This is a genomic window from Telluribacter roseus (assembly GCF_017355915.2).
Classification (GTDB): Bacteria; Bacteroidota; Bacteroidia; order Cytophagales; family Spirosomataceae; genus Telluribacter.
On sequence record NZ_JAFEUV020000009.1, the window covers coordinates 243,623 to 255,992 of the forward strand.

Sequence of the window (12,370 nt, forward strand, 5' to 3'; positions counted from 1 at the left end):
TAAGATGCCAATTACGTTAAGGTTCGTACTCTTATCAAAGAACAAAGGGAGCTTCCAAACGAGGCTCCCTTTTTGTTTCTCCTCATGCTATCCAATATTTTACTGGCTGAGGCTACTTCCCTACTGAGTTATAACACGCTGCGAACGGAGATAGACTAAGCAATATAAGCTGGAAGGCTAGTGAAAAGCTATTAATATAGCCTACCAGCATAGCCGATAGGCTATATCAAACAACTTAGACTTAACCAGTAAAACTGGCTGGTATAAAGATAGTTACATTTAAATTAACCTATAACCAAACTTTATTGAACGGTTACATAAATAGTACTCCTGGCTCCTCACATATTGTAGCACAGTATTCGTGGTGTAACCTTGGCGGTATATATACAGGCGAGAGAGTCTTAAACTTTTGCCACTTTCACCTGGGAGTATACTTATAATATAGTCCTATTTATATCGACTCATAATATGAATGTATAGTTCTTGAAAAACTACCACTACTTCCCTTACAACAGAAGAGGGAGCCTTTGGACAGGCTCCCTCTTCTGTTGTCGTAATGAACAAGGCTTAGCTTAGGTGTTTCCTAACTCTTGTCCCTGACGCAACGAAAGCCCAGGTTGTTGCTCCCGCTGGTCGCTTCTCCTTTGCCACGGCTCCCGGCTTTGTAGCGGATGCAGTACTCGTCGCTACACAGGAAGGACCCGCCCCGCTGCACGTACTTTACTGCTCCCGGTTCTTCGGGATCATAGCTATCAGTCGGCCCTGTAGGATTCTTCCTGGCGGAGCTCATGTAGTAGTCGGGTCGGTACAGGTCGCTGCACCACTCCCATACGTTGCCATCCATATCGTAAAGGCCGTAGGCATTGGGAGGGAAGGTCTTGACCGGAGCTATACTCGCGAAGCCATCCTCAGCTGTGTTTTTGTCCGGGAAACTGCCCTGGTATATGTTGGCTACCCACTGGCCCTGTGGCTTCAGTTCTTCGCCCCAGTAGTAGGTTTGGTTCTCTTTACCGCTGCGGGCGGCGTACTCCCATTCGGCTTCGGTAGGTAGTCGCTTACCAGCCCACTTGGTATAGGCCACGGCATCCTCATGACTTACGTGTACTACGGGCAGATTTTCCCTTCCTTTGATGCTACTGTTAGCCCCTTCGGGCTGGCGCCAGTTGGCCCCCGGCACGTAGGTCCACCACTGCAGCGGATTAGCCAGATTGACCTTTTGTACAGTGGGTGTAAATACCGCTGAGCCAGGTACCAGCTTATCAGCCGGTACACCCGGAAAATCAGCCGGATTGAGTGGACGTTCGGCAACAGTCACGTAACCAGTAGCTTCTACGAAACGGGCAAACTCCGCATTGGTGACCTCATGAGCGTCCATCCAGAAGCCATCCACCTGTACCTGATGTACCGGGCGGGCATCGGTAAACTCATCATTACCCATCATGAAGTTGCCGCCTTCTACCCACACCATACCCGTGGTATCTCCCTTTATGGCTTTTTCAAGGGTAGCAGAGCTTGCAGTGCTGGAGGTTTCCTGGGCTGTTTTTTCGGAAGTGCAGCCGGTAACCATTGCAAATAGAAGAAGCAGGTAAGCAGGTATCTGGGGAAGTCGGAAAGAGAACATATTGGCAATAAATTATTGAGTCAGAGGGAATAGACAATTATAAGTAACAAAGGTATAATGAAATAACTAACTACTTATTGTACTCTTCGCATATCCAGCCTAAAAGTACTCCAGGATCAAGCGAATTAACTCAACCTGACTAAGTACTGCAATGGGAAGTGTTGGACTTAAGAAGAGATGTTTTTTAAAATTTGTTACCGTCCATTATCTACAATATAAATATTTATCCCTATCATTGTGTGTTGCTAACACATAGAGAGGTATACAAAGGGCTTCTTTATAACATGAGGAGGCACTAATGATGCTCAAGGCTAGTCTGCGAACTGACAAGCCTACCAGTACAGCAACTTTTCTGATGGAATAACAATATAAAAGGAGAGCAGGGGTTCCGCTCTCCTTTTTTGTTATGTTTTATTCATATCATCACTCTACTACCGCGTTCCCACAAGTAGTTATCGAACCGATTGCTCCGGTAGTTCTGATTTTATACCTTCATCCAGCGGCATCCGGTCGGGATGGGCACCCGTCATTTTGAGCTGGCGCGCCAGCTCGGCTTTAAGTTCTTTGAGCTTTCCGGCGTACTTGGGGTCACTGATCAGGTTATGGTCTTCACCTGGATCTGCCGCAATATGGTACAGCTCCGCCATATGCTGATCGGGTGTTCCGTCGCCGGTTGGATAATGGATGTACTTCCACTCATCGGTACGTATGCCACGCACGTTAGGTGTATAGGGGAACTGTTTTTCGTAGTTATATTCGTAAAACCAGGCCTTGCGCCAACCCCGGTCGTCGCCCTGTACCAGCCGCCTGAAGCTTTGCCCGTGTATGTCCTTCAGGGCAGGTGCCCCGCACAGGTCCAGGATGGTAGGCGCAATGTCCAGCGTAAGTACCTGCTTATCTACCACTACCGGCTTAGTAATAGGCGTCAGCCCCGGAAACCGCACAATTAGTGGAATGTGAATACTGGGGTCATGCATCGTCCGCTTATCCACCATACCATGCTCCCCGTTGAGCAGGCCATTATCCGACGTAAATACAAAGACCGTATTGTCAAGCTCGCCCATCTCCTGTAGGGTGCGGTAGAGTTCCCCCACGCTATCATCCACCGACAGAATGGTACCCCAGTACGCATGTACCATATTCTCAAAATCCTTTACGGCTTCGGGTGAGGAATCCGGGAACTTCTTCCGCCAGTCGAACAGAGGGCCGTATATCCCGTGCCAGGTATTCAGCCGCTGCTGAATCCACTTTGGCTTATCCTCCAGTTCAAAGGCACTCTGGGGGTAGGGAATACGTACCCCGGCAAAAGCCTTGGCGTACTTAGGCTCAGGTATATAAAAACTATGGGGAGCCTTGTGACCCAGGATCAGCATGAAGGGCTTGGAGCGTTTCTTAGTCAGCCATTCATTGGCCATTTTAGTGACTACATTGGTATAGTAGCCTTTGATCTCCTTGCTTCCCTGCCCATTGATATTGAACTCAGTATCCCAGTACTTGCCCTGGCCTTTGTGGGTGACAAAGTAGTCGAAGCCCGGACGCGGATTATCGTTCTCCTCCCCCATGTGCCACTTGCCGATGTAGGCCGTCTCATACCCTTCCTTCTGCAGTACCGCCGGAAAACTGGGCAGGTTGGTAGGGTACTCCGTAAAGTTGTTCACCACCCCGTGCGCATGCGCGTACTTCCCACTCAGGATGGAAGCGCGGCTGGGGGAGCAAAGCGAGGTGGTACAAAAGTAGTTTTTGAAGTACACGCCTTCGGCGGCCAATTTGTCGATGTGGGGTGTTTTGAGGTAAGGGTTCCCGGCTACACCAAGCGCATCCCACCGCTGATCATCCGTCAGGATCACGACTACGTTCGGCTGTTTCCGCTCCTGTTTGGCATCCCTGGTCCAGCTGATCAGGCAGAACAACACAGCTACCACTATACCCACTTTGAGTGTCACGTTTGCAAGTACTTTCATAAAGTTATTTAATTATACAAGGTAGCCATTACTGTTTTCATACAGAATGCTTACGCAGCAATGGTACTTTTCGTAGGCAGTTTACAATACTCTGTAAAGTGCTCTAAGGACGAACTCTACTTTTATCCTGATATACCCATGCCAAGTGCTACTTGCAGATAGTAAGGAGTACTTACATCAGATACCACTGATTGTTCTGAAACTACTATATACGTGTTACCTAAAAAGGAAGGCCTCCACAAGAGACCTTCCTTTTTAGAGTGTAGAGTAAAAGTAGACCCTATATAGGCATAGGTAAAGTATAAACCAGTAGTTACTTAAAGGACGTATCTTGATGAAATTAATATGCTTTGCGGACGTTTATTTTTTATCCAACAGATGCTTACTTTATATGCGTCTTTAGGAATCTTTAATGGAAAATAACCTGAAAACGTACGGGTAGAGTCATTAAAAATGGTTTTCAACCAGCTATCTTTATCATGCAAGCCAACTAAGTAACACTTCGATGTATCCCGGTGACTTTGAAACAATAAAAAAGATTCGTCAGGTGGTATACTATTAGGAACATTATGAACTTCTAAATCTAAAATAGGATGGGTGTAGTCGCCGTATAACCTACTAGCGGGCACTTCTTTTGCAGTAATTTTAATAGCCGAAGAATGAGGCGAACTTCTTTTCCAGGCATGGATAATTCCTTGGTGAAAATAGTCTGGAAATTCGTAGTTCTTGAAAAAGCCCTGGGGCGGATCTGGAGAATTCTGATGCAGCAAAGTCTGATTGTTTCTGTAATTGTACGCATCCGCTTTTAACTCCTGCCTCCATATAGCTACCGCTTTTTCATATTTTAAGTATGAGTAAATATTTATGAAGATACTACCCACTACAAACAAGACAGCCATAGGACCATTGACCTGAATAGTACGGACTAGTAGCAGGTAAAAGAGGATCAGAATACTGATTGAAAAAATCTGGAACCGAACTGCCATCATCTCTTCCGCTCCATTGTAAGATCTCCCTATAGCAATCATGGCACTAGTCGCCAGTAACCTCAGAAAGCAGATATCTATGAATTCAATACGAAGAGGCAACCTGGCTGCTACACGTAGTTTGGGATCATCGGCAGTGGTGCGGTATAGGAACAACACAGCGCAGCCAAACAGGATAAATCCGCCCAGAATAGTAGATACAGCCACTGCATTGGTATCTGACAGCACTTTAGCGGAAGATCCGACAAAGGCCACAAAGTTGCTAAGTATGGTAGAAAACGAGGCATTAGAAAAGCTCTCAGACGATGCCCCGGAGAATTGAAAGTCAGAAAAGTAGATCAACAGCCATACTACCGCAAAAGCAGTATAAAGCAGGCTCTCGCAATAGCGACGCTGAACAATCAGCCAGAACAAGCCAACGGGTAGTACACTTAACCCATCCAGTATGGTCAGACTGGCGGCCATTGCAAATGGCAGGGACCAATACCACCTAGTCTTTTTTTCTTCACTGAGAAAATATAAACTAATGATAGAAAAAGCTACTGATAAAGTATGTTGGTAGGATGAAATACTACAGATATGGTTGGCATATACATTAGGCGAGAAAAGTAAAATAATAACAGGTATAAAAAGGCCGATACCTTTTCGAAATGACGTGTACACCAAGTAAAATGCATAGGCCAGTAATACAAGATTAAAGAAGCCTAAAAGAATAGTATATCTAAAATTGATTTTATCAGTAAAAAGGTAAACCGCCAGTACTCCCAACCGCGAAAAAAGAATGCGGTGATCGTTCTGCTGACGGACCAGTATTTCTAGAAGTTCATAAGGGCTAGCCTGTATTTCATTTATGGTAGACACCATGTCAAGGTCATCAATGTACGGTACATTGACAGCATTATAATACAGGTAGATAAAGAATAAAAAGATAGGAAGGAGCACAAGCACTCCTTTTGTTACAGTTGCCTTCATTGATAGTGTGGATTAACGTTAATAACGTGGGTTTACTACATAGAAAGGTAATTTATTTTAAAGTTTAACAACAGTAGCACGTTGATATTATTTATTGATAGAAGTATTTATCGTACGGTATGCAGCATGGAAGTTTTGGACTTTTCGTGGAGCTTAGTAGTGTATAAATGACACTATAATAACATATCATAACATAGGCGTTTCGGCTACAATATTACACGTAGTCAACATGTAACCGTTTAATAAATAGTACTAGCTTTTGATCATCCAAATACTTATACTTGTGTTAGTAACTTCCACACCAAACACGTCACACTATGCTGCTACTCATTTCTGCATGGATAGTCCTTTCTGTTATAGTAGGTATCCTTGGCGATGACAGAACCTGCGGGTTTGTTACTGCCTTTATAGTATCACTTATCTTTTCACCTTTTGTGGGTCTGGCAGTTGTCTTTGCTTCGAAAAGTAAAGACGAACTGGAGTTTCAAAAGCAGATGCTGGAATGGAATCTGGAGCACGCTATAAAGCTACCAGTCGAAGGTACCCGGGAAGAAGAGCTTTGTAAGGAAATAGGTAAGCTGGAAATACAAAAGGAGCTGGGCAAAGTGGGCCTAGACTATTACCAGGAGCGTATGCAGGGGCTGAAAAGGGCCATCCTTTACAACGACTCCAAGCCCACTTACGTCTCCATGCAGGAACACTAAGCAAGCCCTGTACAGCACAGGCCTGCTCCTACTTTTTGTCATTGAGCCACTCACTAAAAGACCTTCTTCCGGAAGGTCTTTTTATTTGTTTTTGAGTGGCATCCTCGTATATTTGATTTCGCTTTGTACCATTTTGAAAGCATCAACCCTCAGGAACAGCTCTTTCGGCTTCGTTATCGCATTTGTTTTAACCCAATAGCAACGCCTCAAAAGCGGCTGCCTCCTAATATCTTGTTTTCTGTATGAAGGTTTCCACCGCCGCACCCTTTCGTATCATTTATTCACTCCTGGAACACGAGTTTCTGGGTTACCTCTTCGAGTCTTTTGTTGTTCAGCTCGATGCGCGGGGAGATCTGACGTTACAAATCCAAAACATATCTTCCAAGAATGTTAATGAGTTTGCCGCCGGTCTTGATGACAAGGATTTTGAACTTGTAAGGCTGATTGATGATATCCAGCAGGATGTAATACTGAAGAAGTTCAACAGCCGTAAGTTATCGCCCGTTGATTTCTTTCTGAAAATATACGATGCCCAGAGAGGCGATAAACTGATTCAGGAGACCATTGCTGGTTACCTGGAGAACATGAAGGCCCAAATCCTTGCCCGGCTGACTGGCAAGGAGATATTCATCATGGGTAGTGACGGGAACCCTACCTGGAAGCGGATTGAACTCATGCCCAAAGAGGCTACGGTTCGTTTTCATTTTGAACGTAATGATTTCAACACGCTTTACTACCCTACCATCAAGTACGATGGAAAAAGAATAGAATTCCATAACAAGGGCGGCATGATCATCTGCGACGAACCCGCCTGGTTGGTAGTAGACGAGGGGCTGTATCATTTCGGTGAGAATGTGGATGGCAAGAAGCTCAAGCCATTCATGACCAAGAAGTCCATATTTGTACCCCGCAAAGTCGAAGACCAGTACTTCCGGAAGTTTGTGACGGCACTTATTGCCTCGTACGATGTGGTGGCCGAGGGTGAAAAAAGTTTTGAAATCAGAAACGAAACCCTGTCGCCCCTGCCCCTGCTTACCCTTTCTGAAATGTACACCAGCAAAGCGAATGCCGCTGTGCCGGTTCTTTTTGGGAATGACGAATCCGGACTGGAGGAGACTTCCGACGAAGAGGGTGATGTAGTGTTTGACCTTTCTTTCCAGTACGGCTCTTTTTCGTTCCGGTTCGACAGCTTTGCCAATGCCTCTAATGTAGAGTTAGAGAAAAAAGGAGATGACTATATATTCTATAAGGTACGCCGCGACCTGATTACGGAGCGACAGCGCATCAACCAGCTGAAGGAGCTCGGCCTGGACCTGCGCAATGGCCGGCATGTCATGCCCAAGTCCGAGGCTTTCGGATGGCTACAGGCCCATGCCCTCTTGCTGGCCGAGCAGGGCATTACCATCCGGCAAAGTACCACCGACTCCAAGCGCTACTTCCTGGGCTACTCCTCGCTGGATGTTTCCATCACGGAAGGTCGTGACTGGTTTGATATTTATGCCCGTGTCCGCTTTGGTGATTTTGAGATTCCGTTCATCAAGCTACGTCAGTATATACTACACCGGAAGCGGGAGTTTGCGTTGCCTAACGGTGAGATAGCCGTTATACCGGAATGGTGGTTTACCAAGTACTCCGAACTGTTTTCGTTTGTGGAGCACAATACTGAGTCAGAAGGCCTGATGCTGCGCAAGCACCACCTGATGCTGGTTCAGGAGTTACAGAAAGAGAGCCTGGCCGCAACGGTCATCAGCCGCCGTCTTGAAAGTCTGCGCAACTTTGAAGAGATAGAGCAGTACGAGCAGCCCAGCGAATTTAAGGGTACGCTACGCCCCTACCAGAAAGCAGGCTACGACTGGCTCCGCTTCCTCAACCAGTACCGCTTCGGGGGCTGCCTAGCCGATGACATGGGTCTTGGTAAGACCGTCCAGACGCTGGCCCTGCTGCAGTCGCAGAAGGAAGCCGGAGCTCAGGGGCCGAGCCTGCTGGTAATGCCTACTTCGCTGCTCTACAACTGGGCGCTGGAAGCGCAGCGCTTTACGCCCGACCTCCGGATATTTATGTACACGGGTACCTACCGCGACAAGAACACCGAGCAGTTTAAGGACTACGACCTGATCCTGACCTCGTACGGTATCGTACGGCTGGACGTTGATCTGCTCAAGTCATTCCGGTTCCACTACGTAATCCTCGACGAATCGCAGGCGATCAAGAACCCTTCGTCACATATTACGAAGGCAGTCATGCAACTCAACTCGGCTTACCGTCTCATCCTGACGGGCACTCCGCTTGAAAACAGTACCATGGACCTGTGGTCACAGATGACCTTTGCCAACCCTGGCCTACTAGGCAGTCAGACCTTCTTCCGGAATGAGTACCAGGTACCTATTGAAAAGCGGAACGACGAAGAAAAGACCCAGCGGCTTTATAACCTGATCAAGCCATTCATCCTGCGTCGGCACAAGTCACAGGTAGCGACCGACCTGCCCGAGAAGGTAGAGAGTATCCAGTACTGCGACATGACCGAGGAGCAGGAGAAGAAGTACGAAGAAGCCAAGTCGTACTACCGCAACCTCATCCTGCAGAGCATTGATAAGGACGGCATGGCACGCTCCCAGATGATGGTACTTCAGGGCCTGACCAAGCTACGTCAGCTGGCCAACCACCCGCAGATGGTGGACGAAACGTATGAAAGTAACTCAGGTAAGTTTGCGGATGTACTCCATAAGCTGGAAACTGCCATTGGCGAAAATCACAAAATCCTGGTATTTAGCCAGTTCGTCAAGCACCTGGACCTGTTCAGAAAGTACCTCGACCGCAAGCATATCTCCTATGCCTACCTCGACGGCTCGACTAAAGACAGGCAAACACAAGTGGAGGAGTTTCAGAATGATGAGTCCATCAAGGTATTCCTGATATCGCTCAAAGCCGGTGGTCTTGGTCTTAACCTCACTGCTGCCGACTACGTATTCATCCTGGATCCGTGGTGGAATCCGGCCATAGAGGCACAGGCCGTTGACCGGGCCCACCGCATTGGGCAGGATCGTACGGTATTTACCTATAAGTTTATTACCAAGAATTCGGTAGAAGAGAAAATACTGGCGCTGCAAAGGTCTAAGCGCCAGCTGGCTGATGAGTTGATATCTAACGAGGAAGGATTTATCAAATCCCTCACCCGTGAGGATGTCATGGCCCTGCTGGATTAAGAGGTAGCTATCAATTATTTAAGATATACCCCTTCATTTTCCGGATCGCTCAGTATGACCTCGACATGCTCGTTGATGGTGGTACTGAGCGAGTACCCTACGTAGTCAGCCGAAACAGGAAAACGGTGGTGGTTACGGTCTACAATTACGGCTACCTGTAGCTTCTTGATCCGTACCTTCAGAAACGGTTGTAATGCAAATGCCAGTGTACGGCCGGTATTCAACACGTCGTCGGCTACGATAATCGCCTGATTTTCCAGATTGATGGCATCGCCATTAAACTCCACCGAGCTTTGGTGAGGGTTTTCTTTATCAAAATGAAGTCCTGCCAGTTGTACGTCCAGAGGTGAGATGGCCCGTAGCTCCTCCACCAGCCGTTGTGCAAATGCATAACCTTCGCCCATCACTCCTGCCACGATGATCCCCTGCTCTTCAAAGTTCTGTTCGTACACTTCGTAGGCAATACGACGGATTTTCTGCCGGGTCTGTTCGGAGGTAAGAATCTGCTGACGGGAGGTAGGGGTTGAAACAGGCATAGGTCTAAGCTTTCATTTGTAATCTACTGCGACTTTTGGACAAATTTATAGCTTTTATAACGATTCATTGGCTATTTTAGCAAAGAGCCCTTATTAAATATACATACCGGCATCTAAACATCCTACCATATCTACCCATGGCTTACCGGCATACCGTTCGCGGATTTACCTACGATTTCAAGGATCTGAAGTCGGTGATGGCCAGGGCCACGCCCCTACGCTCGGGTGATCAACTAGCTGGTGTAGCCGCCCAAAGCTATCAGGAGCGGGTAGCGGCCCAGATGGTACTGGCCGACCTGCCCCTTCAAACCTTCCTGACCGAACATCTTATTCCCTACGAGCAGGACGAAGTTACTCGCCTCATTATAGATAGTCACGATCGGGCTGCTTTTGCACCTATCCGCCACCTGACGGTCGGGGAGTTACGGGAGTTTTTGCTTTCTGAGCGTACCACTACGGCTACACTGCAGCGCCTGGCGACCGGCCTAACGCCCGAAATGGTAGCCGCCGTGAGCAAGATCATGCGCGTACAGGATCTCATCACGGTAGCAGCCAAGTGTGAGGTAGTGACCCGGTTCCGCAATACCATCGGCCTCAAAGGCCGTCTTTCGACCCGCCTCCAACCCAACCACCCCTCCGACCACTACAAGGGCATTGCTGCTACGGTTATAGACGGCCTTTTTTATGGGAATGGAGATGCGGTCATAGGTATCAATCCTGCCACGGACAATGTCGCTTCGGTGGCCCGCCTGCTCGACATGTTGGATACCATCCGGCAGCGCTTTGACATACCTACTCAAAGCTGTGTACTCTGCCACGTAACTACTGCTATGCAGGTGATCCGGCAGGGGGCTCCCATCGACCTGGTGTTTCAGTCCATTGGTGGTACCGAGGCAGTTAATACTTCGTTTGGAGTCAATCTGTCTCTGCTCCGGGAGGCTCAGGAGGCGGCTCTTTCGCTCAATAGAGGTACCGCTGGTACTAATGTCATGTACTTCGAGACCGGACAAGGCTCGGCCCTGTCGGCCAATGCGCACCATGCTCTGGATCAGCAGACCTGCGAGGCCCGGGCCTATGCCGTAGCGCGCGCCTACGCTCCCCTGCTGGTCAATACGGTAGTAGGCTTTATAGGTCCGGAGTACCTTTACGACGGCAAGCAGATCATCCGGGCGGGATTGGAAGACCACTTCTGCGGTAAACTGCTGGGCCTGCCCATGGGTATCGATATCTGCTATACCAACCACGCCGAAGCCGACCAGGATGATATGGACACCCTGCTAACTCTCATGGGAGCCGCGGGTACCAACTATATCATGGGCGTACCGGGAGCCGACGATGTGATGCTCCACTACCAGAGTACCTCCTTCCACGATGCGCTGTACCTGAGGGACCTGCTGGGCCTGCGGCCCGCGCCGGAGTTTGAGGCCTGGCTGCTGAAGATGGGCCTGTTTGACGAGGGACTGAAGCCCATTCCCTCGGCCAACCGACGACTGCTGGAGCTTTTGTAGACGTTATCAACGACTCAACCTAACTACCTATGAGCGATCTGGTCCACTCTGATGACTGGCAGTTTCTGCGGCAGTACACCCCCGCCCGGCTGGCGCTCGGCCGATCGGGCCATAGTCTGCCTACCCGTGCCTTACTGGAATTCAACCTTGACCACGCTCGGGCTCGTGATGCCATATATGCTACTTTTGATAAAGAAGAGCTGGCACTACAACTTTCCGGGCATGGTTACCAGACACTTCTTCTGAGCAGCCAGGCCACTGACCGGCACGAGTACCTGCTTCGCCCCGATCTGGGACGGCAACTGAGTGAAGAGTCGAAGAAGGTACTTGAGGAGCTTCCTGCTTCACCTTGTACTTTGTCTATTGTAATAGCAGATGGCTTATCGGCTACGGCCGTCAATACACACGCCCTAGAGGTAGTGAAGCAATTGGTGGATGTACTGAATAATGACGAATGGAAACTAGCGCCGGTGTGCCTGGTGGAGCAGGGACGAGTAGCCATTGCGGATGAGATAGGGTACTTATTAAAGGCAGAGATGGTACTTATCCTGATTGGCGAACGCCCCGGCCTTTCCTCCCCCGACAGTTTGGGAGCCTACCTCACCTACGCCCCCCGCCCCGGCCTGACCGACGAAAGCCGCAACTGCGTGTCCAACATCCGTCCCGAAGGATTACATTATAGGGCTGCCGCTCAGAAGCTGCACTACCTGCTCTCCGAAATGAAGCGTCACCAGCTTAGCGGGGTAGGACTGAAAGATGAGATGGACGATAGTGCGCTCTTATTAATGCGTGAGTAGATCCGTAATAGTCAAACCTTGTACTTATTATGGCAAGCTATAAACAAACCGAGTACGAAGTGCTACGCCGGCGCTGTGTCGC

General features: G+C 48.6%; 8 protein-coding genes. 4 read left to right on the top strand and 4 right to left on the bottom strand.

The annotated features are described in order from the left end of the window. Positions 1-583: 583 nt before the first annotated feature. The 3 genes from JTN23_RS17580 to JTN23_RS17590 all read right to left on the bottom strand — a co-directional run bounded on the left by JTN23_RS17580 (position 584) and on the right by JTN23_RS17590 (position 5,540). Entirely contained in the window at positions 584-1,621 is a 1,038-nt protein-coding gene (locus tag JTN23_RS17580) for a formylglycine-generating enzyme family protein (RefSeq protein ID WP_247236338.1), read from the bottom strand. Positions 1,622-2,073: 452 nt separating this feature from the next. Then, complete coding sequence (locus tag JTN23_RS17585) at positions 2,074-3,582, bottom strand: sulfatase family protein (RefSeq protein ID WP_247236339.1); 1,509 nt, start codon at positions 3,580-3,582, stop codon at positions 2,074-2,076. A gap of 317 nt (positions 3,583-3,899) precedes the next feature. Then, positions 3,900-5,540 (bottom strand): hypothetical protein, encoded by a 1,641-nt coding sequence (locus JTN23_RS17590; RefSeq protein WP_247236340.1) that lies wholly within the window; start codon positions 5,538-5,540, stop codon positions 3,900-3,902. Between the two features lie 317 nt (positions 5,541-5,857). Here JTN23_RS17590 and JTN23_RS17595 point away from each other — a divergent pair, with 317 nt between their 5' ends. Together JTN23_RS17595 and JTN23_RS17600 are read left to right on the top strand one after the other, a co-directional pair. Then, a complete protein-coding gene (locus JTN23_RS17595; protein ID WP_247236341.1) occupies positions 5,858-6,244 on the top strand; it encodes a hypothetical protein in 387 nt (128 codons plus the stop codon). A gap of 242 nt (positions 6,245-6,486) precedes the next feature. Then, positions 6,487-9,447: a DEAD/DEAH box helicase gene (locus JTN23_RS17600; RefSeq protein ID WP_247236342.1), complete on the top strand. Its 2,961-nt coding sequence runs from the start codon at positions 6,487-6,489 to the stop codon at positions 9,445-9,447. A 14-nt stretch (positions 9,448-9,461) separates the two neighbouring features. On the opposite strand, the gene JTN23_RS17605 is transcribed toward JTN23_RS17600, so the two are convergent. Continuing rightward, on the bottom strand, positions 9,462-9,983 hold the full coding sequence (locus JTN23_RS17605) for a phosphoribosyltransferase family protein (protein WP_247236343.1): 522 nt from the start codon (positions 9,981-9,983) through the stop codon (positions 9,462-9,464). A 137-nt stretch (positions 9,984-10,120) separates the two neighbouring features. On the opposite strand from JTN23_RS17605, the gene JTN23_RS17610 reads away from it, so the two are divergent. Both JTN23_RS17610 and eutC read left to right on the top strand, forming a co-directional pair. Next, a complete protein-coding gene (locus JTN23_RS17610; protein ID WP_247236344.1) occupies positions 10,121-11,491 on the top strand; it encodes an ethanolamine ammonia-lyase subunit EutB in 1,371 nt (456 codons plus the stop codon). Positions 11,492-11,520: 29 nt separating this feature from the next. Beyond that, entirely contained in the window at positions 11,521-12,288 is a 768-nt protein-coding gene (eutC, locus tag JTN23_RS17615; protein ID WP_247236345.1) for an ethanolamine ammonia-lyase subunit EutC, read from the top strand. Positions 12,289-12,370 lie beyond the last annotated feature (82 nt).